Source organism: Hydrogenophaga sp. (assembly GCF_030373225.1).
Lineage (GTDB): Bacteria > Pseudomonadota > Gammaproteobacteria > Burkholderiales > Burkholderiaceae_C > Hydrogenophaga.
This window is the reverse complement of the sequence record NZ_JAUCZG010000021.1, coordinates 40,164-64,221: the sequence shown is the minus strand read 5'-3', so window position 1 is coordinate 64,221 and position 24,058 is coordinate 40,164. Positions and strand designations below refer to the sequence as shown.

Annotated in this window: 23 protein-coding genes; 1 reads left to right on the top strand and 22 read right to left on the bottom strand. The window is 65.6% G+C overall.

The genetic code is table 11. The features are described from left to right. The first annotated feature begins 105 nt into the window (after positions 1-105). Positions 106-2,298, top strand: coding sequence for a catalase/peroxidase HPI (gene katG, locus QUV35_RS12820; RefSeq protein ID WP_300874530.1), 2,193 nt, complete (start codon positions 106-108; stop codon positions 2,296-2,298). Positions 2,299-2,370: 72 nt separating this feature from the next. Here katG and QUV35_RS12815 read toward each other — a convergent pair whose 3' ends face one another. The 22 genes from QUV35_RS12815 to hyi all read right to left on the bottom strand — a co-directional run bounded on the left by QUV35_RS12815 (position 2,371) and on the right by hyi (position 24,023). Further along, a complete protein-coding gene (locus tag QUV35_RS12815; protein ID WP_300874527.1) occupies positions 2,371-2,865 on the bottom strand; it encodes a DUF2894 domain-containing protein in 495 nt (164 codons plus the stop codon). Continuing rightward, complete coding sequence (locus tag QUV35_RS12810; RefSeq protein ID WP_300874549.1) at positions 2,858-3,514, bottom strand: OmpA family protein; 657 nt, start codon at positions 3,512-3,514, stop codon at positions 2,858-2,860. Before QUV35_RS12810 ends, QUV35_RS12815 begins: the two co-directional genes overlap by 8 nt. Continuing rightward, entirely contained in the window at positions 3,514-5,283 is a 1,770-nt protein-coding gene (locus QUV35_RS12805; protein WP_300874525.1) for a hypothetical protein, read from the bottom strand. Before QUV35_RS12805 ends, QUV35_RS12810 begins: the two co-directional genes overlap by 1 nt. Further along, positions 5,280-5,948 carry a DUF3348 family protein gene (locus QUV35_RS12800; protein WP_300874523.1) on the bottom strand — a complete coding sequence of 223 codons (669 nt, stop codon included), beginning with the start codon at positions 5,946-5,948 and terminating at the stop codon, positions 5,280-5,282. Before QUV35_RS12800 ends, QUV35_RS12805 begins: the two co-directional genes overlap by 4 nt. A 639-nt stretch (positions 5,949-6,587) precedes the next feature. After that, entirely contained in the window at positions 6,588-6,905 is a 318-nt protein-coding gene (locus QUV35_RS12795) for a hypothetical protein (protein WP_300874520.1), read from the bottom strand. Positions 6,906-6,918: 13 nt separating this feature from the next. After that, on the bottom strand, positions 6,919-8,181 hold the full coding sequence (serA, locus tag QUV35_RS12790; protein WP_300874517.1) for a phosphoglycerate dehydrogenase: 1,263 nt from the start codon (positions 8,179-8,181) through the stop codon (positions 6,919-6,921). Positions 8,182-8,241: 60 nt separating this feature from the next. Further along, positions 8,242-9,243: a lipoyl synthase gene (lipA, locus tag QUV35_RS12785; RefSeq protein WP_300874514.1), complete on the bottom strand. Its 1,002-nt coding sequence runs from the start codon at positions 9,241-9,243 to the stop codon at positions 8,242-8,244. 61 nt (positions 9,244-9,304) lie between these two features. Further along, complete coding sequence (locus tag QUV35_RS12780) at positions 9,305-10,639, bottom strand: NAD(P)/FAD-dependent oxidoreductase (protein WP_300874511.1); 1,335 nt, start codon at positions 10,637-10,639, stop codon at positions 9,305-9,307. Positions 10,640-10,749: 110 nt separating this feature from the next. Continuing rightward, complete coding sequence (locus tag QUV35_RS12775) at positions 10,750-11,403, bottom strand: NifU family protein (protein ID WP_300874508.1); 654 nt, start codon at positions 11,401-11,403, stop codon at positions 10,750-10,752. Next, positions 11,396-12,643 (bottom strand): P-loop NTPase, encoded by a 1,248-nt coding sequence (locus tag QUV35_RS12770; RefSeq protein ID WP_300874505.1) that lies wholly within the window; start codon positions 12,641-12,643, stop codon positions 11,396-11,398. Before QUV35_RS12770 ends, QUV35_RS12775 begins: the two co-directional genes overlap by 8 nt. An 87-nt stretch (positions 12,644-12,730) precedes the next feature. Beyond that, positions 12,731-13,291 carry a NifU family protein gene (locus tag QUV35_RS12765; RefSeq protein WP_300874502.1) on the bottom strand — a complete coding sequence of 187 codons (561 nt, stop codon included), beginning with the start codon at positions 13,289-13,291 and terminating at the stop codon, positions 12,731-12,733. Between the two features lie 56 nt (positions 13,292-13,347). Next, complete coding sequence (gene grxD / locus QUV35_RS12760) at positions 13,348-13,668, bottom strand: Grx4 family monothiol glutaredoxin (protein WP_300874499.1); 321 nt, start codon at positions 13,666-13,668, stop codon at positions 13,348-13,350. Positions 13,669-13,681: 13 nt separating this feature from the next. Continuing rightward, positions 13,682-13,930, bottom strand: coding sequence for a BolA/IbaG family iron-sulfur metabolism protein (locus QUV35_RS12755; protein WP_300874496.1), 249 nt, complete (start codon positions 13,928-13,930; stop codon positions 13,682-13,684). A gap of 35 nt (positions 13,931-13,965) precedes the next feature. Further along, on the bottom strand, positions 13,966-14,415 hold the full coding sequence (gene sufU, locus QUV35_RS12750; protein ID WP_133611376.1) for a Fe-S cluster assembly sulfur transfer protein SufU: 450 nt from the start codon (positions 14,413-14,415) through the stop codon (positions 13,966-13,968). Beyond that, positions 14,415-15,671 carry a cysteine desulfurase gene (locus tag QUV35_RS12745; RefSeq protein WP_300874492.1) on the bottom strand — a complete coding sequence of 419 codons (1,257 nt, stop codon included), beginning with the start codon at positions 15,669-15,671 and terminating at the stop codon, positions 14,415-14,417. Before QUV35_RS12745 ends, sufU begins: the two co-directional genes overlap by 1 nt. Beyond that, positions 15,668-16,993 carry a Fe-S cluster assembly protein SufD gene (gene sufD, locus QUV35_RS12740; RefSeq protein WP_300874490.1) on the bottom strand — a complete coding sequence of 442 codons (1,326 nt, stop codon included), beginning with the start codon at positions 16,991-16,993 and terminating at the stop codon, positions 15,668-15,670. The genes QUV35_RS12745 and sufD overlap by 4 nt, the downstream gene beginning before the upstream one ends. Then, a complete protein-coding gene (sufC, locus tag QUV35_RS12735) occupies positions 16,990-17,790 on the bottom strand; it encodes a Fe-S cluster assembly ATPase SufC (RefSeq protein WP_300874488.1) in 801 nt (266 codons plus the stop codon). Before sufC ends, sufD begins: the two co-directional genes overlap by 4 nt. Then, positions 17,787-19,223: a Fe-S cluster assembly protein SufB gene (gene sufB / locus QUV35_RS12730; RefSeq protein WP_300874487.1), complete on the bottom strand. Its 1,437-nt coding sequence runs from the start codon at positions 19,221-19,223 to the stop codon at positions 17,787-17,789. The genes sufC and sufB overlap by 4 nt, the downstream gene beginning before the upstream one ends. A gap of 54 nt (positions 19,224-19,277) precedes the next feature. Continuing rightward, the gene (locus QUV35_RS12725; protein ID WP_133611371.1) at positions 19,278-19,628 is read right to left on the bottom strand and encodes an iron-sulfur cluster assembly accessory protein; all 351 of its coding nucleotides are present in this window, start codon (positions 19,626-19,628) and stop codon (positions 19,278-19,280) included. Positions 19,629-20,898: 1,270 nt separating this feature from the next. Beyond that, the gene (locus QUV35_RS12720) at positions 20,899-22,224 is read right to left on the bottom strand and encodes a glycerate kinase (protein WP_300874480.1); all 1,326 of its coding nucleotides are present in this window, start codon (positions 22,222-22,224) and stop codon (positions 20,899-20,901) included. A gap of 72 nt (positions 22,225-22,296) precedes the next feature. Further along, the gene (gene glxR, locus QUV35_RS12715) at positions 22,297-23,205 is read right to left on the bottom strand and encodes a 2-hydroxy-3-oxopropionate reductase (protein WP_300874478.1); all 909 of its coding nucleotides are present in this window, start codon (positions 23,203-23,205) and stop codon (positions 22,297-22,299) included. Between the two features lie 20 nt (positions 23,206-23,225). After that, positions 23,226-24,023, bottom strand: coding sequence for a hydroxypyruvate isomerase (hyi, locus tag QUV35_RS12710; RefSeq protein WP_300874476.1), 798 nt, complete (start codon positions 24,021-24,023; stop codon positions 23,226-23,228). Positions 24,024-24,058: the final 35 nt, after the last annotated feature.

Below are 24,058 nucleotides of genomic sequence, written 5' to 3'. Positions count from 1 at the left end.
ACCCGGTGCCTATGGGTTTCATTGCGAGAATTGCATTGAAGGTTTCATCTTCAGTGCCTAAAGTCGATCGTTCGCCCGCCCCCGACAACACACAAGGAGATCAACGTGTCAGACCAAGCCCAATGCCCGTTTTCCACCGGCACACCGCAAAATGCCGTCGCCGGTTCGGCCACCAACGCCGACTGGTGGCCCAACCAGCTCAACGTCAAGCTGCTCAACCAGCACTCCCCGCTGACCAATCCGATGGGGGAAGATTTTGACTACGCCGAGGCCTTCAAAAGCCTGGACCTGGACGCCGTGGTCAAGGATCTGCACGCCCTGATGACCGACTCGCAGGACTGGTGGCCGGCCGACTACGGCCACTACGGCCCCTTCTTCATCCGCATGGCCTGGCACAGCGCCGGCACCTACCGCATTGCCGATGGTCGTGGCGGCGCCGGCGCCGGCACGCAGCGCTTCGCGCCGCTCAACAGCTGGCCCGACAACGGCAACCTCGACAAGGCGCGCCGCCTGCTCTGGCCGATCAAGCAGAAGTACGGCAACAAGCTGTCGTGGGCCGACCTGATGATCCTCGCGGGCAACGTGGCGCTGGATTCCATGGGTCTCAAGACCTTCGGCTTCGCCGGCGGCCGTGCCGACGTGTGGGAACCCGAAGAGATCTACTGGGGCCCCGAGTCGCAGTGGATGGGCGACAAGCGCTACACCGGCGACCGCGAACTCGAGAACCCGCTGGGCGCCGTGCAGATGGGCCTGATCTACGTGAACCCCGAAGGCCCGAACGGCCAGCCGGACCCGCTGGGCTCGGCGCGCGACGTGCGCGAGACCTTCGCCCGCATGGCCATGAACGACGAAGAGACCGTGGCGCTCACCGCCGGGGGCCACACCTTCGGCAAGTCGCACGGCGCGGCAGACCCCGGTAAATACGTGGGTCCCGAGCCCGAGGGCGCCGGCATTGAAGAACAAGGCCTGGGCTGGAAGAACAGCTTCGGCAGCGGCAAGGGCTCCGACGCCATCACCAGCGGCATCGAAGGCCCCTGGACCCCGACGCCCACCACCTGGGACAACAGCTACTTCGAGACCCTGTTCGGCAACGAATGGGAGCTGACCAAGAGCCCGGCTGGCGCGCACCAGTGGAAGCCCAAGAACCCCGACGCGGCCACGGCGCCCGATGCACACATCCCGGGCAAACGCCAGCTGCCCATGATGACCACGGCCGACATGGGCATGCGCATGGACCCGGTCTACGAAAAGATCTCGCGCGACTTCATGGCCAACCCGCAGAAACTGGCCGACGCCTTTGCACGCGCCTGGTACAAGCTGACCCACCGCGACATGGGCCCGGTCACCCGCTACCTCGGCCCGCTGGTGCCCAAAGAAGAACTGATCTGGCAAGACCCGGTGCCCGCGGTCGACCACCCGCTGGTCAACGAGCAGGACATCGCTGCGCTCAAGGCCACGGTGCTCGCCAGTGGCCTGTCGATCCCGCAACTGGTCAACACGGCCTGGGCCTCGGCCTCGACCTTCCGCGGCTCCGACAAGCGCGGTGGCGCCAACGGTGCGCGCATCCGCCTGGCGCCGCAGAAAGACTGGGCGGTGAACCAGCCCGCCGAGTTGGCACAGGTGCTGGCCAAGCTCGAAGCCGTGCAGGCCGGGTTCAACGCCGCCCAGTCCGGCGGCAAGAAGATCTCGCTGGCCGACCTGATCGTGCTGGGCGGCTGTGCAGCGGTCGAAGCCGCCGCGAAAAAGGCCGGTCACGACGTGACGGTGCCGTTCTCACCCGGTCGCACCGACGCGACGCAGGCACAGACCGACGTGGACTCGTTCGCGCCGCTGGAGCCGGTGGCCGACGGCTTCCGCAACCACGTGCGCGCGGGCCTGGAGAGCTCGGCCGCCGAGCGTCTGCTCGACAAGGCCAACCTGCTCACCTTGACCGCGCCCGAGATGACAGTGCTGGTGGGCGGCCTGCGCGCGCTCGACGCCAACGTCGGCCAGGCCGCGCACGGGGTGTTCACCGACCGCCCCGGCACGCTGAGCAACGACTTCTTCGTCAACCTGCTCGACATGGGCACGGTGTGGAGCCGGTCCGCGGGTGCCGAGGGTGTGCTCGAAGGCCGAGACCGCGCCACGGGTGCACCCCGGTGGACCGGCACGGTGGTGGACCTGGTGTTCGGCTCCAACTCGCAACTGCGTGCCTTGGCCGAGGTCTACGCCAGCGCCGATGCGCAGCCCAAGTTCGTGCGCGACTTCGTGGCCGCCTGGACCAAGGTGATGAACCTGGACCGCTTCGACCTGAAGTGATCCGGATCTGCGGAGCCTGAGCGCCCTGCCCTGCACCCGAGCCTGGCGCCGGACCCTGTCCTGGCGCCAGGCTTATTTTTTGCTGCGCGCCGGCCTGGGTTTGGCGGCGGGCGGCTTGGGTCGGCCTGGCGACTGCGCCTGTTCCAGCCACAGCAGCGTGTCGGCGTGCGAGAGAAAGCGACGCAGGTAGTCGGGCGACAGGTCGCGCATCAGCGCCAGCGTTCGCAGCACCAGTCTGTGCGAGTTCAGCGGGCCGGCGTTTTCGGGGCCTTGCGCCACGGCCTGGGTCACCTCGTCGTCGGCACAGATGCGCGACCAGGTGTCGCGGAAGCTTTGCGCGCTGCGCAGCTCGCGCCCGGGTGGGGCGGTGGCGGCGATGTCGCGGTTGAGTTGTGCCAGTGGCGAGGGCGCCCGGGTGTGGGCAGCCGGGGTGGGCGACCCGGTAGACGCCTGCCCGGGCCAGGCCTGTTGCAGCCGGGCACGCAGCACACGCTGCACGGCCTCGGGCGCGCGCTGCATGCGCCGCTCGAGCGCCGCCACAAAGTGCGCCTGCACCGGATCACTCACGCTGGCCTGCCTTGGGCACGGGCGCCATCTCCACCCGCCGGTTGAGCGCTCGGCCCTTCTCGTCGGCGTTGGAGGCCACCGGTTGTTCGGCGCCGAAGGCGGCGCTGAACACGCGCTGCGGTGGCATGCCCTCCTCGATCAGGGCGCGCGTCACGGTGAGCGCGCGCTGCGCCGAGAGTTCGAGGTTGTCGGCATAACGCTGGTTGCCGGCCTGCACCGGGCGGTCGTCGGTGAAGCCGCTGACCATCAGCATCTCGTCGCGCTCGCCCAGATAGACCTGCAGCGGTGGCACCAGGCTCTGGAGGATCTGTCGGCCTTCGGCGCGCAGCTCGTCGGAGTTGAGCGCAAACAGCACGCTGCCGCTGATGCCGATGCGCCCGTTGTCCAGCGTCACGCGGCCGTTCTGCAGCGGAATGGCCAGGGCCTTTTCCAGCGCCATGCGGCGGGCCTCCTCCTGCTGGCGTTTCTGCACCTCGGACTGCAGGCTGGCCACCAGGTCCATCTGCACCACCAGCACACCGATCAGGATGAGCACGAAGGCACCCACCAGCCCGGCCATGAGGTCGCCGAACACGGCCCAGATCGGTGCGCTCTGCTCGCCCGCGCCTTCGTCGATGCCGTCGTCCACGAGCTTGTCCAGCCCGGTCATCATGCGGCGCTCTCCGCCGCGCTCTTCTGTTCATTGCGCAAGCGGCGCAGGTCTTCGACGATGCCTTGCTGCGAGCTGAGGCTCAGGTCGATCACCTCGCGCGCCTGTGCCACGTAGTAGGCCAGTTGCTCGTCGCTGCGCTGCATCGACTGGCCCACTGCGGCTTCCATGCGCTGCAGGCTGCCGATGAGTTTTTCATTGGTGGCGGCGAAGAGCTGCACGCCGTGACCAAAGGCTTCGCCCAGCGCAGCCAGCTCGATGGCGCTGCCGCTGACCTGCGCGGCCACGTCCTCGGCCCGCCCGGCCTGCGCGCCCACCGTCTCGGTGAACTGGCGCCCCACCTGGTCGAGCACGCTGCCGGCCGAAGCGACCAGCGATTCGATCGCTGCATGCTGCGCGCCGGTGGCCTGCTGCACCGTCTGCAACAGGCTGTCGATGTTGTTCATGAGCGTGACGCGTTCCTGCAGCGCCCGCTGGTCGCGCTCGCCCAGCCCGGTGGTTTCGCGCTTGAGCTGCGCGATCAGCTCGGCCGCGGCCCGGGGCGCCTGCAGCGAAGCCTCCAGCAGACGCGCCACCGGTGCCTCGATGGCCGAGCCCAGCGCGCCGAGGTGGGTGGCCACCTGGGCGTTGAGCGAGGTCTGCCATTCGCCCAGACGCTGCACGGCGGCCTCGCCACGGGCACGTTCCTCGCGGCGCAGCGTGGCCAGTTCCTCGCGCCACAGGGTCGCGCTCTGCGCCAGTGCCTGGGCCTGGTCGGCCTGCGCCAGGTGCAGGGTGTGCTGCACGCCCGTGAGCAGTTCACCCGTCTGGCTTCGCACCGCGTCGAACACACGTTCGTGCAGGCTTGCAGCATCGGCGGCAACGGCCGCCATGGCGTTCTCCACCACCGGCTGCAGCGTGTCGCGGGCGATACGCGCACCGGCAGACAGGCTCTCGCCGAGCGAACGCGCGACCGACTCGCCGAGCTCGTGGTAGGCCGTGCGGGCTTCACGATGGAACTCGGCCTGGCGCGCCAGCAATTGCTCGTCGAGCTGCTGGCCGCGGCGCTCCATCTGTTCCATCAGGGTCTGCAGCCGGTCCACCACGGTCGGCAGGGAACCGGCCTGCTCCTGCAGCGCCTTGAAGGTCTCGCTGCGCTGGTGGGCAAGCGAAAACGGCCGGAACACGTTGGCGGTGCGGGCATCGAGTTCGCGCACCACGGCCAGCCGTTCACGCCGGCTGATCACCGACATCAGGCCGAGCATGGCCGAGGTGGCCACACCCACCACCGAGGTGCCGAAGGCCAGGCCCAGCCCCTTGATGGGTTCGGCCAGCGCCGAGCGGATGGCCTGCAGATCGGCCGTGCCTTCCAGTGTGAACACCGCGCCGCGGAAGGTGACCACCAGACCCAGGAAGGTGCCCAGCATGCCCAGCATCACCAGCAGCCCGATCAGATACGGCGTGAGAGCCAGGCCGGGCAAGGCGGCACGCTCGCCCTCGATGCGCGCACGCACCGGGTTTTGCAGGGCCGGTGGCAGTTTCTCCAGCCAGTCGCTCAGCCGCGCCAGCGGCTGCGGCACCGCCTGCAGTGCCTCGGCCAGTGCGGCGGTGACGGCACGAAAACGCCGGACCTCCTGCGCGCCCAACAGGTAGCCAGCGCCGATGGCCAGGGTCATGGCCAGCGCAATGGCGCTGGTGCCGACGAAGCCCCATCCGACCCAGACCAGGGCGGCGAGACCGAGCGCAAAGGCGCCCAGGACAGAAAAACGGTTCGATGCGTTGGGGTTCATGGGTGTTGTGTCACTTCCTGGCTCAGGGCCTCGACCATGCCGACCACGGGCTGCAGCCGCAGGTCCAGCTCGGCCAGCAGCGTTTGCTGCAGCTCGTGTTCAAACAGCGGCTGACAGCCGTCGGGGTGGGATTGGCGCAGCTGCGCAAGGCGCGCCTTGAGAAAGGTGGGCACGCTGGCCAGCAGCCGCTGCTCGCGCCCGCCGAGCAGCGGCTCGAGCGCGGCGTCCAGCGCGGCCAGCTGCGCCAGGCGCGCAGAGGTCTGCGACAAGGTCTCGCGCACATGGCCACGCAGCGCTTCGATCGCCATGTCCATGCGCCGCTGCTGCTCCAGGCAGCGCTGGTGGTGCGCAGCAAAGCCGGCGTCCGTGTCGTCGCTGCCCTCGTCGCCCGGTTCGGCCGGTGGCTTGGTGATGGCCTGGCTCAGCGTGGCGCGCACGCGCTTCAATTCGGCCTGCGCACCACGAGCGCCGGCCGGCACCGCCGGGCGCCGCGCGCGTGCCACGGCGGGCATGGTCTGGTGAGCCGAACTCAGCGCGATCGCATCGGCCACGTTGAACCACTGGCCCAGCCGCTCGGCCAGGTCCTGGCGCGGCGGCTCGGCGGGCGCGGCCTGCCAGCCGGCAAGCTGGCGCACCAGGGCTGAACGGTTGAAGTTGCTGCGCAAAAAAGCATTCCTTGGCGCCCCACAGGCGCAATCGGCATCAAGAACAGGGTGGGTTGCCGACCGGGTTGGGCGTGCACGCCCGTCAGCGGTGGCCAGACCGGAACACCGGTGGCCAGGGCGACATTAGAAACGATCCCCCGGGCCGACTTGTAACCGCCGGCAGGTCGCTGCCGCAGGCAGCTGGAGAATTTGCTCTGGCGGGCACGCAAATTCATGGACTTGCAGCGCTTTGTGCCACGGCGTCAGCCGACGACTGCCTGAGTAGATGCAACCGGCCTGTTCCGCTGCCAGGATGGTTGCGATGGGACATCCGTCTTGGGGCGCTCGGTTCGCATGATTCATGCATGCCTTGATGCATCCCCTCGGATACGATGTCGCTGATCGGCCAGAAGCAGGTACTCCCCACTGACCGGTTCAGAGTGGCTCGATCCTGGCTTCCAACGAAGCGAAACAAAACAGACCGTGGAGTATCCGCCAATTCGCTGTGCCCGGACAAAAGTCATGGCCGCGATCCTGCAGCAGTCAATACTCGAGAAGATCCTTGGACGCCCAAGTCCGCAGGTCCTCGCACCCTGGCGTTCTGCCTCCGGAGGGCGGGCGTCGCAGGCAACCTGCCGGTCCGGGCTAACCAGAATTCAGTCAGCCTCGCGCTACCAAAGGTGCGTTCGAACGAATCAATTTATCAGGAGAGAGGTTGGGTTCGTGAACTGTCGGGTGGGCATCGAAGGCACTGCCAAGCACCTTGTTGATCTGCGCCACGTCGAGGCTGGCGAACACAGTGTTGTGCCGGTCGGTCAGAGGCCCACCGCCCGGAATGACCGCCCCCACCTCGTCATGGCCGATGGCCTTGAACTTCCACGCACCCCGGATCCATTTCAGGTTGCCGACGTGGTCACCCCTCACGTCCTGCACCTGACAGGTGCCGTCGTTGACTGTGCCGACAGACAATGAGCTCAAGCTTCGGGCCCTTTCAGAACAAGACCCGACTGCGCAAGGTTCCGGGAACATCCGCCAGCCTGGCCCGCGCCAGGGCCGCGTGTTCGGCATCGATGTCGATCACCACGTAGCCTACATCTGCGTGGGTCTGCAGATATTGCGCGGCGATGTTGATGTGGAGGTCAGAGAAGACCCGGTTGATCTCCGCAAGCACACCCGGCACGTTGCGATGAACGTGCAGAAGACGGTATTTGCCGGGGTGGGCGGGCAGGGCGACTTCGGGGAAGTTGACCGACGAGGTCGAGGTCCCGTTGTCGCTGTACTTGACCAACTTGGCTGCGACTTCGATACCGATGTTCTCCTGGGCCTCCACCGTGGACCCACCGATGTGCGGTGTCAGGATCACGTTGTCCAGGCCCTGAAGGAGCGATTCGAAGGGCTCGTCGTTGCTGCCCGGCTCCTCGGGGTACACGTCGATGGCTGCGCCAGCCAGGCGCTTGCCTCGCAAGGCGTCGGCCAGAGCCTCGATGTCGACGACGGTCCCGCGTGATGCGTTGATCAGCACGCCGCCATGCTTCATCGCGGCAATCTGGGCCGAGCCGATCATCCATCGGGTGGCTGCGGTCTCGGGTACATGCAGGCTCACGACGTCGGCTTGAGCCAGCAGGTCCTCGAGACGGGCAACCTGGCTGGCATTGCCCAGGGGGAGCTTGCTCACGACGTCGAAGAAGATCACTTTCATGCCCAGGCCCTCGGCCAGCACCGACAGCTGCGTGCCGATCGCGCCGTAACCCACGATGCCCAGGGTTTTGCCGCGTACCTCGAAGGCGCCCTTTGCCGACTTGAGCCATCCGCCGCGATGCGCCGCAGCGCTCTTCTCAGGGATGCCGCGCATCAGCAGGATGGCTTCGGCCAACACCAGCTCGGCCACCGATCGGGTGTTGGAGAAGGGCGCGTTGAAGACCGCGATGCCCAGATCACGCGCCGCCGCCAGATCCACCTGGTTGGTGCCGATGCAGAAGCATCCCACTGCGGCCAGCCGGTTGGCATGCGCCAGCACTTGCTGTGTCAGCTGGGTGCGCGAACGAATGCCCAGGAAATGCACGCCACGGAGCTTGCTCTCGAGCGCTTCGCCAGACAGAGCGCCCGCGATGCTTTCTATCTGCGTGTACCCCGCCGCCTGGATCACGGCGACGGCCGAGGGATGAATGCCTTCGAGCAGCAGGAACTTGATCTTGTCCTTGTTGGTCGAGGTCTCGGTTTCGGTCACAAGCGCATCACGGGTGGGTTGTTGCATGGTGATTGGAGGGGATGAAAGCAGAAGCAGGGATTGCTGGAACCGGGGTTGGACAGCGCGTCAGCGTGGAAGGAGACCCACCGCTCGCGCCTGTTCGTCGGCGTGGTACGAGCTGCGGACTAGGGGACCGGAAGCCGCGTGCCTGAAGCCCATGCGGTTGGCTGCATCGGCATACATCCTGAAGACATCGGGATGTACATAGCGCCGCACGGGCATGTGGCCACTGGTGGGCTGCAGATACTGGCCGATGGTCAGCATGTCGACGCCATGGGCGCGCAGCGCCTGCAGCACGTCCAGCACTTCTTCGTCGGTTTCGCCCAGGCCGACCATCAGGCCGGATTTGGTGGGAATGCCGGGCTGCCGCGCCTTGAAGCCCTGCAGCAGGTTGAGGGTGTTCTGGAAGTCTGCGCCGGGGCGCGCTTCCTTGTACAGGCGCGGCACGGTTTCGATGTTGTGGTTCAGCACGTCGGGCGGCGCGGCGTCCAGGATGTCCAGCGCCAGGTCGAGCCGTCCGCTGAAGTCGGGCGTCAGGATCTCGATGGTGGTGCTGGGTGCCAGCGCGCGTATGCGCTGGATGCACCGCACAAAATGGCCGGCGCCGCCGTCGCGCAAATCGTCGCGGTCGACTGAGGTGATGACGACGTAGTTGAGTTTCATCAGCGCGATGGTCTCGGCCAGGCGCTGCGGCTCGTCGGCGTCCAGCGGGTCGGGCCGGCCCGTGCTGACGTTGCAGAAGCGGCAGCGGCGCGTGCATTTGTCGCCCATGATCATGAAGGTCGCCGTGCCCTTGCTCCAGCACTCACCGATGTTGGGGCAAGAGGCTTCTTCGCACACGGTGATCAGTTGGTGGGCGCGCACGATGTCCTTGGTCTCGCGAAAGCGGCCTGTCGGACTCGCCGCCTTGACGCGGATCCATTCGGGCTTGGGCAGGCGGTCGTCGGGATTGGTCGCGTCGCGCTTGGTCTTGAGGGCGCCCCTTTGCTGGTCCGGCCGGGGGTTGATCGTGGACGCGTGCGGCAGCACCGACACGATGCTTCTGAAGCGGATGGTTTCAATGTTCATGATGCTGTTGTCCTGGTTGACGCGCAAGCCGCAGTGCTGGCCATTCACTCATTTCAATCCTTCAGTCAAAAAATCTGGATTTGGTGCGCATGCCCGTAATGAGCCGGGCACCGCGCTCGTAGCTGACGTAGGACCAGAGCCACTGCGTCACGACGATCAGCCGATTGCGCACGCTGATCAGGAAGAAGACGTGAGCGATGCCCCATATCCACCATGCAAACCATCCCTTGAGCCGCAGGCGCCCGAACGCGATGACAGCGGTCTTGCGGCCGACCGTGGCGAGCAGGCCCCGGTCCCGATAGCGAAAGGGTGGCAGCGCGGTCTTGCCGGCGAGGTGCGCCCTGATGGCCTCGGCCACATAGGCCCCCTGCTGCTTGGCGACCGGGGCGATGCCGGGAAGTGGCTTGCCGGCAACATCCTGGACGAGCGCCGTGTCGCCGATGACGAAAACGTCGTCCATGCCGGGTGGCCGCAAATCGGGCCCGACCACTACACGACCAACCCGATCGCCTGCCACGGCGAGCCAGTTGACAGCTGGCGAAGCAACGATCCCGGCGGCCCAGATCATCGTGCCTGCGGACACGCTTTCGTCGCCCAGCGTGACCCCGGTCGCACTGCAGTGCGTGACGGCCTTTTGCAGGCGCACATCCACGCCGACTCGACGAAGCGCCCGTTCGGCATGGTTCGACAGTGGCTCTGGAAAGCCTGGCAGCAGGCGTGGCCCGGCCTCGACCAGAAGCACGTGCGTCTGCTGTGGATCGATGGAGCGGAAGTCGGCCGCGAGCGCTTTGCGCGCCAACTCGACTACAGCGCCGGCCAGTTCGACCCCGGTCGGTCCGCCGCCCACGATGACGATGGTGAGGAGCCGTTCACGCTCGCGCGCATCGGATTCCATCTCCGCGCACTCAAAGGCGAGCAGCAGACGGCGGCGGATCTCCGTGGCATCGTCGATCGTCTTCAGGCCGGGCGCATGGGCGGCCCAGCTGTCATTGCCAAAGTAGCCATGGGTCGCCCCGGTCGCGAGCACCAGAACGTCATAGCCAATATGGTGGTGCGCCATGATCACGCGCTTTTGCACACAATCGACGCCCGTGACCGCGCCCAGCAGCACGCTCGTGTTGCGCTGGTCCCGCACCAGACTTCGAATGGGCCAGGCGATGTCCGCCGGCGACAGGCCGGCCGTGGCCACCTGGTAGAGCAGCGGCTGAAAGAGGTGGTGGTTCTCCCGGTCGATCAGGGTGATGTCCACCGGCGCCCTGGCGAGCCGCTTCGCGACACTGAGGCCGGCGAAGCCGGCGCCGACGATGACCACGCGCGGGCGTCGGCCGTCCACGCTGCTGCTGGTCAAAGGTTGAAGCCGGCTTGGCCTTAGGGACTGCGCCGAATCGGTGGTCATGAACACGTTCCAAGATAGAAGGCACGTATGGCACCGCTGTTTCCGGCTTGCTGCCTGAGAGACGTGAAGACTTCGTGGGGCAGTCGTTTTGACATGCAGCTACTTTCTGATCACCCTGGCATCGAACCAGCGCGCGGGTAGAAGGGCTGCTTCCCCGCCGCGTGGTCCGTCGCATCGACAATGGCCGTGATCTCGGGCGCCACCCGTTTCACCATGACTTCGAAGCCCTCGCGCAGCGTCACCTGCGACGAGGCGCAGCCCTGGCAGCCGCCGCTCATGGTGATGAAGAGCCGGCCACCCTGCACCTCCACCAGCGAAATCTTGCCGCCGTGACTGGCAATGGAGCGATTGACCTCCCGGTCCAGCAGTTCCTGAACCGCTGCGCCCAGTTCGGCGTCTGACCTGGCCAGCGTGCCGCCGGGAGCCACCGTCTCCAGGATCGCCGGCATGCCGCTGAGCAGCTGCGCTCGGATGACCGAGCCTATGGCCGCTTTGAGTCCGGTCCAGGAAGCGTCCGGTGCCTTGCCGGTGGTCACCACGTTCCCGGCAATCAGCACGCTGGCGACACCGCCCAGCGCAAACAGCCGCTCGCCTAGCGGCGACCCGGCTGCGCGTTCTCTGTCGGCAAAAAAGAAGGAGCCGCCCGGATGCACGCTGCAGCTGACTGTGAATTTGCAGCTGTCGGGATCGACCAGCGATGCCTCGGCGCGGATGCTGACCGGCTGTTCCGCCCGAATCCGATCCGGCGCCAGGGCTTCAGACATCTTCGACGCTTTGCAGACCAGCCCGTTCGCCCAGGGCGCGCAGGTCGTTGAAGGCATAAATCCCGCTGTTGTGGCCGTCGTTCCAGTCGAACTGGATCGCGTAGTTGCCGATGCTGGTGATCTGGCGCGGGCTCACATCGGCCCGCACCGTCCGGGGGTCGAGCAGCTTGCGCCCGCTCATCTCCTCCAGACAGAGGGCGCAGCGACAGGCCAGGCGCAGGTCGCGCACATCGAGGTCGTCGCGATGGCCGTCTTCCCACAGCAGCGACAAGGTGCGCAGATCGCGGCGCAGCAGGCCCACCGGGACGGTGCGCGCGCCGGCAGGCTGCACAGCGCCTTCCATCCAGGCTGGTGCACCCTCGTTGCTGTCCCATTTCCAGACAAAGGGCTTGAGCACCGTGACCGCCGCGTGCACCTGCTCGACCAGCGCGTCGGCGATGGCGGCATACACCCGTGCGCTGAGCGACGCCGGTTGCGCGACCACGATGGGACGCCCTTCATCGCCGCAGGTGACGACCTCGGCGGCCAACGGCAAGGCGCCCAGGAACGGCACACCGAGTTCCTCGCTCATCAGCTCGCCGCCGCCGTGGCGGAAGATGTCCGTGGTCTCGCCGCAGTGTGGGCAGGTGAAGGTCCACATGTTCTCGACGATGCCGAGAATCGGGACCTGCACCTTCTCGAACATGCGCAGGCCCCGGCGGGCGATCTTCAGGCTCACGGCCTGCGGTGTCGTCACGATCACCACGCCCGACAGCGGCATGCTCTGCGCCAGAGTCAGCTGGGTGTCGCCGGTGCCGGGCGGCAGGTCCAGGATCAGGTAGTCCAGCTCGCCCCATTGCACGCCATCAACGAACATTTTGAGGTACTTCCCCACCATCGGCCCGCGCAGTACGGCCGGCTGGTCGTCGCCGGTCAGCATGCCCATGGACACGACCCTCAGGCCGTGCCGCTGCGCCGGGATCATCCGGTTGTCTGCCGTCATTGCTGGTGGCTCACCGGTCGGGATGCCCAGCATGCCTGGGATGCTGGGGCCCAGGATGTCGGCATCGACCAGCCCGATGCGCGCCCCGCGCTGCTGCAACGCCAGCGCCAGATTGACGCTCACCGTGGACTTGCCGACGCCGCCCTTGCCGCTGCCAACCGCAATGAGGTGACGGATGCCTGGCAGTTTCCCGGAGCCTATGGCTGGCTGGGGCCGGGCGCCTTGCGCGGGCTTTTGTGCGGGGTCTGTTTTCTGCATTGCGGTGTTACCTGCCTTGTGAGTTCAGGGATGAAGAGTTGTCATGGCAGGGTGTCTCGCGGGCTGCTGGCCTGTCGCGGCGGCAAGCTACACCGACACCACGGCGAGTTCCGGCTCGATCGTGCGCACCAGGTTCTGGATCGCGGCCAGCGTGCCGGAGATCGAGCTCGGGCAGCTGCCGCAGGCACCCTGGTAGTGGATGCTGAGGTAGTTGCCGGCCAGGCCCACCACATGCAGGTCGCCTCCGTCGGCCTGCAGCGACGGCCGGATTCGCTCATCGAGCAGCTCGCTGATGACATCCAATCGCCCCTGGTCTTCCTTGCTCATGTGGTCGATGGACACCCGTGCCGCAAACACGGCGGCGGCCGATTGCGCAGCGGCGGCCGGCGCGGCGCGCAGCGGTACGGCAATCAGCCGCACCAGCTCCGGCCAGTCAGCGCCGCCGTCCTGCGTCACGGTCAGCCAACGGTCCACGTAAAACACGTTGCTGACATGGGGAATGGCGAACAGCGCCGAGGCCAGCGCGTCGCCGCTGGCTTGCTCTGCAGTCTCATAGGAGTGCGAAACACCCCAGGTCAGCGGCTCGTGAAGCGTGAACTTGACCGCGTTCGGGTTCGGTGTGTCGTCGATTTCGGCAATTTTCGGCATTCAAGCCTCCTGAAGAAAATGCACCTAGCGGATGTGACGCGAGGGCAATGGCAAGGTCATGAAGCCCCTGACGGATTGACCAGCGTCTTTAGCTCGCCCGACTCGTACATCTCTCGCACGATGTCGGCGCCGCCCACCAGTTCGCCGTTGACGTAGAGCTGCGGAATGGTCGGCCAGTTGGCATAGGCCTTGATACCGGTGCGGATCTCCGGGTCGGCCAGCACGTCAACGGCAGCAAAGTTGTGCACGCCGCAGGCCTTGAGTATTTGCACCGTGGCGCCTGAAAAGCCGCACTGCGGGAACTGCGGCGTTCCTTTCATGTAGAGCACCACCGCATTGCCATTGACCTGTGCGTGAATTTTTTCGTGGGTGTTCATGTGAGTTCCAAAGTTATTGAGGAATCGATTTCGCCCAGGCCTCGGGCGTGAAGGTTTGCAGCGACAGCGCGTGGATTTCCGAGCGCATGCGATCGCCCAGCGCCTGGTAGACCTGCTGGTGCTGCTGGACCCGGGTTTTCCCGGCGAACTGCGGGCTCACGACCACCGCCTCGAAGTGCTGGCCGTCATCGCCCAGCACCTGGGCGTGGTCGCAGGCCAAGCCGTTCACGATGTAGTTTTTCAGTTCATTTGCCGTCAGCATGTTGGTCTTTCAAGGGAGTAAACCGTCATAAAAATCTACGTTTCTGTGCTGGCCATGGCCTGCGAATTGAAAGCGGCCTGCAGCGTGTGCCACGGCAAAATCGCGCACTTGACGCGCGTGGGCAGATCTCGCACGCCGGCAAAAACCGCGAGCCGCCCGATCTGGTTGGGCTGGTTCAGGTCGAGCTTGCCGGTGGCCATGGCCAGAAATTCCTGGCTCAAGGCCTGGGCCTGCTCACGCGTCTTGCCTTTGACGGCGGCCGTCATCATCGAGGCCGATGCCTTGCAGATCGCGCAGGACTCGCCCTGGAAGGCGATCTGGTCGATGGTCTCGTCCTGCAATCGCAGTGCCACGCTGAGATGGTCGCCGCACAGCGGGTTGTGGCCCTCGGCGTGGTGGCTGGGGTGGGCCAAAGTGCCGTAGTTGCGCGGCTTTTTGTTGTGGTCCAGGATCACCTCCTGGTAGAGGGCTTTGTAGTCGGCCATTACGCAAACACCTGTCGAACGCTGCGGATGCCGGCAATCAGCGCATCCACCTCGGCCATGCTGTTGTAGAACGCAAACGAGGCGCGCGTGGTGGCTGGTACCTTGAAGCGCGTCATCACTGGCTGCGCGCAGTGGTGGCCGGTGCGCACCGCAATGCCGTCCTGGTTCAGCAGCGTGCCAACATCGTGCGGGTGGATGCCGTCCAGCGTGAATGACAGCACCGCCGCCTTGTGCCGGGCCGTGCCGATGAGACGCAAGCCGGGCAGCTCGCGCAGCAGGCCGGTGGCGTACTGCAGCAGCGCGTGCTCATGCCGGGCAATCGCGTCCATGCCCAGGGATGACACGTAGTCGACCGCCGCGCCCAGCCCGATGGCGGCAGCAATTGGCGGTGTGCCGGCCTCGAACTTGTGGGGGATGGTGTTGTAGACCGTCTTCTCGAACGACACCGACAGGATCATGTCGCCGCCGCCTTTGAAGGGCTGCATTTTTTCGAGCAGCGCCGCTTTGCCGTAGAGCACGCCAATGCCGGTGGGCCCGCACAGCTTGTGGCCCGAAAAGGCGTAGAAGTCGCAGTCCAGGTCCTGCACGTCCACCGGCAGGTGCGGCACCGCCTGCGCGCCATCGACCATCACCGGCACCCCGTGGCTGTGCGCCAGCGCAATCATCTGCTTGACCGGATTGATGCTGCCCAGGGCGTTGGAAACATGGCTCACGCCAACCAGCCTGGTGCGCGCGTTGAACAACGGCTCGAACTGGTCCATGCACAGCTCGCCAGCATCGTTGATCGGCAGCGCGCGGATGATCGCACCGGTTTCTTCGGCCAGCATCTGCCACGGGACGATGTTGGAATGGTGCTCCAGCGTGGTCAGGATGATTTCGTCACCGGCCTTGATGAACTTGCGGCCGTAGCCGTGCATCACGAGGTTGATGGCCTCGGTGGTGCCGCTGGTGAAGATCACCTCGCGCTCGTCGGGCGCATTGATGAATCGCTGTAACGTGACACGCGCTGCCTCGTAGGCTGCGGTTGCACGCTCAGACAGGGTGTGCACCGCGCGGTGGATGTTGGCGTGCTCCGTGCTTTGGTAGCGCGCGAGGCGGTCGATGACGGGCTGCGGCATCTGGCTCGACGCGGCATTGTCGAGGTAGACCAGGGGCTTGCCACCGACCATGGTCTGCAGGATGGGAAAGTCGGCGCGCACGCGCTCGACATCCAGATCGGTGGGCGCGGCGATCACAGCATTCAGGCGGGCGTTCATGGCAGGCCGCCGGTTCGCGCCAGCATGCGCTGTTGCAACTGGTGTTTCAAAGAGGCGAGGGGAATGCGATCGAGGATCTCGGCGCCGAAGGCGTACGTCAGCAGCTGTCGCGCGGCGCTGTCCGACAGGCCGCGACTCTGCAGGTAAAACATTTCTTCAGCACCGAGCTGGCCAATGGTGGCGCCATGGGTGCATTTCACGTCGTCGGCAAAGATCTCCAGCTGCGGTTGGGTGTCGACCTGGGCCCGGCCGCTCAGCAGCAAGTTGCGGCTGGACTGCGCAGAGTCGGTGCGCTGGGCGCCGGGACGCACGATCACCTTGCCGTTGAACACCGCATGCGCGCTGTCGTCGGCAATGCACTTGTGCAGCTGGCGGCTGCTGCCGTGCGGCTGGGCGTGGTCGATGCAGCTGTGGGTGTCGGCCAACTGGCTGCCGGCCACCAGCGCGAGGCCGTCTACGGCGCACCCGGCACCCTCGTCCAGCAAAACCCGCAGGGAGTAGCGAGACAGCTGTGCGCCCATGGCCACGCTGACCGATTGGTAGTTCGCCGAGCGCCCCACGGACACTGCGCAGTTGGCAATGTGAAACGCCTGCGCAGCGTCGCGCTGCACGCGGACATGCGTGAGCTGCGCCTGCGCAGCCAGCACGATTTCCGTCACCGGATTCACCAGATAGGCCATGGAGGCTGAGTCCTGCAGCGCCACGTAGTCTTCAATCAGCGTCGCGCGGCTGCCCGCTTCGGCCAGCACCAGGCAGCGCGGGTGGCTGAGCGCGCCCGCCTGCGTCGCCACGAACAGCAGGTGCACCGGCTGCGCCAGCTCGATGGCGCGCGGCAGCACCACGACCGCAGCGTCCTGCACAAAGGCGGTGTTGAGCGCTGCAAACACGTCGTCGCCCAGCGCCTGCTGGCGACCCAGTTGCGCCACCAGCGCGGCCGTGTGGGTGGCCATGGCGGTCGGCAGGTCGCGCACGACCACCCCGCTTTCAGGGGCCAGGCTGGACAAGTGCGGCGCATGAACGCCATCCACAAACACAAGCCGGCAAACGGCGTCATCAAGACAAAACGGCGCGATGTCCTCAAGCTGCAGCCGGCTTGCCTGGAGCGCCAGCTGGAACTTCTGCTGGTGCAGCGGCGCCAGGTCGGTGAAGCGCCAGGCCTCGTCGCGCAGCGTGGGCATGGCAAGCGCACCCAGAGCCGCCTGGGCCTGTTCCCGCAGCGTGTTCACGTATGCCCACTGGCTTGGCGCCAGCAGCGGCTGACCGGCCAGCAGCGTGGCCAGGTGGTCCACCGTTGGCGGGCGCAGGGCGGTGGCGCTGCTCATGCATTGACCTCGTTGTGGCTTGCCGCTTCATGGTCGGCGCTGACCCAGTCGTAGCCGCGCGCCTCCAGGTCCAGCGCGAGCTCCTTGCCGCCGGTCTTGATGATGCGGCCGGCTTCCATCACGTGCACATAGTCGGGCACGATGTAGTTCAGCAGCCGTTGGTAATGCGTGACCAGGATGACGGCGTTGTCGGGGTTGCCGAGCTGGTTCACGCCCTGCGAGACGATGCGCAGCGCGTCGATGTCAAGACCGGAATCGGTCTCGTCCAGAATCGCCAGACGAGGCTCCAGCAGCGCCATCTGCAGGATTTCGTTGCGCTTTTTCTCACCGCCTGAAAAACCTTCGTTGACGCTGCGATCCAGAAAATCGGGGCTCATCTCAAGCAGCTTCATTTTCTCGCGCACATGGTCGTCAAACTCCAGCGGGTCCAGTTCTTCCTGACCTCGCTGCGCCTGCAGTGTGTTGTAGCTCAGGCGCAAAAACTGGCTGTTGGCCACGCCGGGTATTTCAATCGGATACTGAAAACCCAGAAACACGCCCGCCAAAGCGCGCGCTTCGGGTGCCAGCGTCAGCAGGTCTTGACCCTCGAACTGCACGCTGCCGGCAGTGACTTGATAAGCCGTGTGGCCGGCCAGCACTTTGGCAAAGGTGCTCTTGCCCGAGCCATTGGGTCCCATGATGGCGTGGACCTCTCCGCGCCTGACCGTGAAGTCCAGGCCCTTGAGAATGTCGATGCCGTTGACGCTGGCGCACAGGCCGCGCACTTCAAGTAAAACCGGGTTGTTGGGGTGAATCATCCGACTGCTCCTTCGAGTTTGAAGCCGAGAAGCTGAGTCGCTTCGACAGCGAACTCCATCGGCAATTGTTGAAAAACATCCTTGCAGAATCCATTGATGATCATGGACACCGCCGCTTCGGCGCTGATGCCTCGCTGGGCAAAATAGAACAGCTGTTCCTCGCCGATCTTGGAGGTCGATGCCTCGTGCTCGACCTGGGCGCCGGGATTGCGCACCTGGATGTAGGGGAAGGTGTGTGCGCCCGATTTGTCGCCGATCAGCATCGAGTCGCACTGCGAATAGTTGCGCGCGCCAGTGGCCGTGGGCGCCACCTTGACCAGGCCGCGGTAACTGTTGCTTGACCGCCCGGCAGAGATGCCTTTGCTGACGATGGTGCTGCGTGTGTTCTTGCCCAGGTGGATCATCTTGGTGCCGGTGTCTGCCTGCTGGTGGTGGTTGGTCACCGCCACCGAATAGAACTCGCCGACCGAGTTGTCTCCGCGCAAAATAACCGATGGGTACTTCCAGGTGATGGCCGAGCCGGTTTCAACCTGCGTCCAGGAAATGCGCGAGTTCACGCCTTTTGCCAGGCCGCGTTTGGTGACGAAGTTGTAGATGCCTCCCACGCCGTTTTCATCGCCTGCATACCAGTTCTGCACCGTCGAGTATTTGATGTCTGCGTTGTCCAGTGCCACCAGTTCAACCACGGCCGCATGCAGCTGGTTGCTGCTGAAGGCGGGTGCGGTGCAGCCTTCGAGGTAGGACACGGTGGCGCCTTCTTCGGCCACGATCAGCGTGCGTTCGAACTGGCCCGACTCCTCGGTGTTGATGCGAAAGTAGGTGGACAAATCCATCGGGCACTTGACGTCTTTGGGGATGAAGCAGAACGAGCCGTCGGTGAACACCGCTGAGTTGAGCGCGGCGAAGTAGTTGTCGCCTGTCGGCACCACCGTGCCCAGGTACTTTTTCACCAGCTCTGGGTGTTCCAGCACGGCTTCGGACATCGAGCAAAAAATGATGCCCGCTTCGGCCAGCTTGGCCTTGTAGGTGGTGGCCACCGACACGCTGTCAAAGATCACATCGACCGCCACGCCGGCCAGCGCCATGCGCTCGTGCAGCGGCACACCGAGCTTCTCGAAGGTGCGCAGCAACTCGGGATCGACCTCATCCATGCTGCTGAGCTTGGGCTTCTTCTTCGGTGCAGCGTAGTAGCTGATGGCCTGAAAGTCGATCTTTGGGTAGTGCACATTGGGCCAGGCCGGCTCGCTCATTCGCAGCCAGACTTGATAGGCCTTGAGCCGGAATTCGAGCAGCCAGGCGGGCTCGTTTTTCTTGGCCGAAATCATGCGAATGGTGTCTTCGCTGAGTCCCTTGGGGGCGACATCGGATTCAATGTCCGTGACGAACCCATGCTTGTAGGGCTGGTTGACGAGTTGTTGCAGTAGTTCACTCATGGTGTTCCTTCTGGCGGGTTGTCTGGCTTGAAGAAAACGTGGGCGGCACAGCGCCTAAGTTTTGGTGGGACTGGCCGTTTTCTTGACGTTGAAGCTTTCACCGCAGCCGCACTGGCTGTCGACATTGGGGTTGTCGAACTTGAAGCTTTGTTTGAGGCCTTCGGTGACGAAGTCGATGTTCGAACCGTCGAGAACCACCAGGCTCTCGGAATCGACCACCACGAGCGCACCGTGTGACATGAAGCTGTGTTCGCCGGGGCGAATCTCATCGGCGAGTTCGAAGGTGTGGGCCAGCCCCGTACAGCCCACCTTCTTGATGCCTATGCGCAGCGCGATGCCCGAGCCGCGTTTTTCGAGCTGGCGCCGGATCTGCGCTGCGGCACGGTCAGTCAATGTCATCGTCATGGTCGATCCTTGTTTGAAAACCTGCGCACCAACAACCCCGGCGGGGTCCTTGCAGTGCATCGCTGGTCCAGTCAGCCGCGATCGCGACCTGCAATGCGACTTTCTTTGTGGCATCCGACCCGTCGGACAAGACCGCTTTGCCAGCGTTGATACTTGAGTAATTCAGTCAACTATAGGCGTGTGCGGCGCTGCTGCGTGGGGGGCCGGGAATGGGGCGGATCAGCGCAGGGACATTCGCGTCACATCGAGCTGCCACGCAGGGCAGTCGGCGCATGTCGATTGAAGCGAGAGATGCGGCTGACATGAGCGAGGACAAAGCCCGGACGATCAAAGCCCCGACGCCGACAGGCGCGGCGGCGACACGATCGCCAAGCTCTGGGGCAGCCTTGCCGCCACATCACGCGGCCAGCGAGGACCAACGAATCGAACCAACGCAGCCTTGGGTATGCGGAGATAGAGATGAAAACGTCCAGGTACTACGGCATCAAGCGCCCGGTGGCGTCGCCGTTGGAGTTCACGAGTGGCCATCGAACAGCCGCTTTGTGGCAGCGAGATCCAGCGAATCTCCGTCGGCATTGCCCCAAGAGCTGACCTTCAATCCGTGTGCTTGCACTGGGCTTGATGACCGCAACTTGGAGGAGACAGTGCGCCAGTAATGGCGTCGTCAATGTCGTCAACCGCTGCGCACCAGTCCTGGACCTTGGCAGGTTGACCGGCTGCAACGGGCCCTGAACGGACGGTGAGATTCGAAATGAAGAGGCCTGCTATGGCTATTTGAGCAGGCTTATCACTGCTCCAGCACATGCCATCAATGCGAAGCAGACCAGCGCGGCGCAGCAAACGTGATAGGCCACAGGCCGTTCCGAGTGGGAGATGACGGCCCCCCATCGACGAAGCGGTGCCCTGCGACTCCAATGGCGAATCAGCATGGCGGTCGTCATCACGCCAAAAGCAAGCGCGGTGCTCGCAATGCCGTACTGATTCCGATAGCCCGCCCACATCGAAACCATAAGCACGAGGAGGAAAATGCCGCTGGCAATCCAGAGCCAGTCGAGAAGCCCTGGCCGCCTGTAGTTGGATGAGCCTCTGACTAAGACCTTCATGCTTTCTCGAACTTCCGCTTCTGGCCGATCGGCGTCATCGTAGCCGAGGCAGCATCACCCTCGGAAATGCGCTCCAAGCTTGGCGACAACACCCCAGGAGACGGTTGTGGTCAGGCGGAGCACTTGGCGCCAGTCGCTTTGACTTTGGCGTCCTGCGCCTGCCCGCGTCAGATAACCAGCACGGCGCGGAAATCGTTCACGTTGGTGTGCGTGGGGCCGGTGATCACCAGGTCGCCCAGCGGCTGGAAATAGCCGTGGGCATCGTTGCGCGCGAGGTGCTCGGTGACCCTGAGGCCTTTCGCTGCGGCGCGGGCCAGGGTATCCGGGGCAACGATTGCGCCGGCGTTGTCTTCCATGCCGTCGATGCCGTCGGTGTCGGCGGCGAGTGCCCACACACCGGGGATGCCGTTCAAGGCCTGCGCCAGGCCGAGGCAGAACTCACCGGCACGGCCGCCCTTTCCCCTGGCCTGTCCTTCGACGCGGGGTCGAACGGTCACGGTGGTCTCGCCGCCGCTGAGGATCACGCACGGCGTCTTGAAATCGCTGCGGCCCAGCGCGGCCGAACGGGCCAGCGCCGCATGCACCTTGCCCACCTCGCGCGACTCGCCTTCGATTTCGTCGCTGAGCACACAGGCGTGCAGCCCGAGCGCGCGTACGGCGGCGGCCGCCGCCTCCAGGCTCTGCTGCGGCGTGGCGATCAGGTGCACCTCGTGGCCCTGCAGCCGTGCGTCGCCGGGCTTGGGCGTTTCGAGTTCGCCGCGCTCGAGCTGCGCGCGCACGGCTGCGGGCACCTCGATGCCGTAGCGCTGCAGGATGTCGAGCGCATCGGCGCAGGTGGTGGCGTCGGCCACGGTGGGGCCGCTGGCGATCACGCTCACATCGTCGCCCGGCACGTCGCTGATGGTGAGGGTGACCACGCGGGCGGGTGCACAGCCGGCAGCGAGCCGCCCGCCCTTGATGCGCGAGAGGTGCTTGCGCACCGTGTTCATCTCCAGGATGTTGGCGCCGCTGTGCAGCAGCTCGCGGTTGATGCGCTGCTTGTCTTCGAGCGTGAGGCCCTCGGCCGGCAGCGTGAGCAGCGACGAACCGCCGCCGGAGATCAGGCAGAGCACCAGGTCGTCGGCGCTGAGGCCCTGCGTGAGTTGCAGGATGCGCTGCGCCGCAGCCAGGCCCGCGGCGTCGGGCACCGGGTGCGCGGCTTCCACCACCTCGATGCGTTCTTTCAGGCCTGCGGGACGCGGCGGCGTGTGGTCGTAGCGCGTGACGACCAGGCCCGAGAGGGGCGCGTCTGCGGGCCACAGCGCTTCCACCGCCTGCGCCATGGCGCCACCGGCCTTGCCGGCGCCGATCACCACGGTGCGGCCTTTGGGCGGCGGCGGCAGGAAGGCGGCCGTGTTGTGCAAGGGCAGCGCGCGCTGCACCGCCACATCGAACAGGTGGCGCAGCAGGGCTCGGGGGTCGGCGAGGCCGGAGGATGGGGTCGTGTTGGGCATGGCGGGGAGTTTAGAGAATGCAGTCCCTTACCCCAAACCTCTCCCGCGAGCGGTAGAGGGAGTGCATGGAAGTCACGCCCCCGGCTCTGGCGCGATCGGGTGGTTTGCCATCAGCTCGAGGCTTCGGCACAGCGCCGAGTGGTCCAGGGCCGCCATGCCGTGCGCCGCGCAGCTCTGCATCAACTGCGCCGCACTCGCCGTGTGCGGCAGGCTCAACCCCAGCTCACGGGCGCCCTGCAGCGCGAGGTTCAAATCCTTCTGGTGCAGCTCGATGCGAAAGCCCGGCTGGAAGGTGCGCTGGATCATGCGTTCGCCATGCACCTCCAGAATGCGGCTGGCTGCGAAGCCGCCCATGAGCGCCTGGCGCACCTTGGCCGGGTCGGCGCCGGCCTTGCTGGCGAACAGCAGGGCTTCGGCCACGGCCTCGATGTTGAGCGCCACGATGATCTGGTTGGCCACCTTGGTGGTCTGGCCGTCACCGTTGCCGCCCACCAGGGTGATGTTCTTGCCCATGGCCTCGAACAAGGGCTTCACGCGGTCAAAGCCGGCCTGTGAACCGCCCACCATGATGGTGAGGCTGGCGGCCTTCGCGCCCACCTCGCCGCCGCTGACCGGCGCGTCCAGGTAGTCGCAGCCCAGCGCGTTGATCTTCTGCGCGAACGCCTTGGTGGCCATGGGGCTGATGGAGCTCATGTCCACCACCACCTTGCCGGCCTGCAGGCCCTTGGCCACGCCGTGTTCGCCAAACAGCACGTCGTCCACGTGCGGCGTGTCGGGCACCATGGTGATGATGATGTCCGCGCGGCGGGCCACCTCGGTGGCGTTGGTGCAGATGGTGGCGCCCTGCTCGGCAAAGGCCTCGGGCACCTTGCTGCGGCTGCTCACGAAGAGGGTGTGCCCGGCCTTGAGCAGGTTGAGTGCCATGGGCGTGCCCATGGTGCCCAGGCCGATGAAGCCGACTTTGAGTCCGTTTTTGGTCATGTGGGTTCCGGGTGGTGGGTTCAAAGCTGTTGACCGTGCGCGGCCAGCCAGGCGAGGCCCCGGTCGGTGCCGCCAGGTGTCGCGTCTTCGGGTTTGTATTCGCAGCCGATCCAGCCGGTGTAGCCCAGCGCATCGATGTGGTGAAACAGGAAGCGGTGATCGATCTCGCCGGTGCCGGGCTCATGGCGGCCCGGGGTGTCGGCCAGCTGCATGTGATGGATGCGCGGCAGCAGGTCCCGGATGGTGTTGGCCAGCTCACCCTCCATGCGCTGCGCGTGGTAGATGTCGTACTGAAGGAACACGTTGTCGCAGCCGACCTCGTCCATCAGCTCGATGGCCTGGCGCGGGCGGTTGACGAAGTAGCCCGGCATGTCGAAGTGGTTGATCGGCTCGATGAGCAGTGGAAGGCCGAGCTTGCCGGCTTCGGCGGCCGCGTGGCGCACATTGCCCACCCAGGTCGCGCGCGCCTGCGCCTGGCTCACGCCGGCAGGCACCAGGCCGGCCATGCAGTGCCAGCGCTGCACACCGATCACCGGCGCATAGCTGGCCGCCTTGGCCACGCCGGCGCGGAATTCGTCTTCACGCCCGGGAATGCAGGCCATGCCGCGCTCGCCCGCGGCCCAGTCGCCCGGTGGCAGGTTGTGCAGCACCAGTTCGAGGTGGTGGTCCTTGAGCCGCTTGGCGACCTCCTCGGCGGGGTGGTCGTAGGGAAACAGGAACTCCACCGCCTTGAAACCGGCTTTTGAAGCGGCGGCAAAACGGTCGAGAAACGGCAGCTCGTTCCAGAGCATGGAGAGGTTGGCAGCAAAACGGGGCATGTCGGTTTTCTTTCAGCAATCAGTGGAGCCGTGGC

Bases quoted from the DNA above. Each gene is read 5' to 3' on its own strand.
- QUV35_RS12810 (WP_300874549.1), bottom strand. From the start codon at position 3,514: ATGACCGGGCTGGACAAGCTCGTGGACGACGGCATCGACGAAGGCGCG.
- QUV35_RS12805 (WP_300874525.1), bottom strand. From the start codon at position 5,283: ATGAACCCCAACGCATCGAACCGTTTTTCTGTCCTGGGCGCCTTTGCG.
- serA (WP_300874517.1), bottom strand. From the start codon at position 8,181: ATGCAACAACCCACCCGTGATGCGCTTGTGACCGAAACCGAGACCTCG.
- lipA (WP_300874514.1), bottom strand. From the start codon at position 9,243: ATGAACATTGAAACCATCCGCTTCAGAAGCATCGTGTCGGTGCTGCCG.
- QUV35_RS12780 (WP_300874511.1), bottom strand. From the start codon at position 10,639: ATGACCACCGATTCGGCGCAGTCCCTAAGGCCAAGCCGGCTTCAACCT.
- QUV35_RS12775 (WP_300874508.1), bottom strand. From the start codon at position 11,403: ATGTCTGAAGCCCTGGCGCCGGATCGGATTCGGGCGGAACAGCCGGTC.
- QUV35_RS12770 (WP_300874505.1), bottom strand. From the start codon at position 12,643: ATGCAGAAAACAGACCCCGCACAAAAGCCCGCGCAAGGCGCCCGGCCC.
- QUV35_RS12765 (WP_300874502.1), bottom strand. From the start codon at position 13,291: ATGCCGAAAATTGCCGAAATCGACGACACACCGAACCCGAACGCGGTC.
- grxD (WP_300874499.1), bottom strand. From the start codon at position 13,668: ATGAACACCCACGAAAAAATTCACGCACAGGTCAATGGCAATGCGGTG.
- QUV35_RS12755 (WP_300874496.1), bottom strand. From the start codon at position 13,930: ATGCTGACGGCAAATGAACTGAAAAACTACATCGTGAACGGCTTGGCC.
- sufU (WP_133611376.1), bottom strand. From the start codon at position 14,415: ATGGCCGACTACAAAGCCCTCTACCAGGAGGTGATCCTGGACCACAAC.
- QUV35_RS12745 (WP_300874492.1), bottom strand. From the start codon at position 15,671: ATGAACGCCCGCCTGAATGCTGTGATCGCCGCGCCCACCGATCTGGAT.
- sufD (WP_300874490.1), bottom strand. From the start codon at position 16,993: ATGAGCAGCGCCACCGCCCTGCGCCCGCCAACGGTGGACCACCTGGCC.
- sufC (WP_300874488.1), bottom strand. From the start codon at position 17,790: ATGATTCACCCCAACAACCCGGTTTTACTTGAAGTGCGCGGCCTGTGC.
- sufB (WP_300874487.1), bottom strand. From the start codon at position 19,223: ATGAGTGAACTACTGCAACAACTCGTCAACCAGCCCTACAAGCATGGG.
- QUV35_RS12725 (WP_133611371.1), bottom strand. From the start codon at position 19,628: ATGACGATGACATTGACTGACCGTGCCGCAGCGCAGATCCGGCGCCAG.
- QUV35_RS12720 (WP_300874480.1), bottom strand. From the start codon at position 22,224: ATGCCCAACACGACCCCATCCTCCGGCCTCGCCGACCCCCGAGCCCTG.
- glxR (WP_300874478.1), bottom strand. From the start codon at position 23,205: ATGACCAAAAACGGACTCAAAGTCGGCTTCATCGGCCTGGGCACCATG.
- hyi (WP_300874476.1), bottom strand. From the start codon at position 24,023: ATGCCCCGTTTTGCTGCCAACCTCTCCATGCTCTGGAACGAGCTGCCG.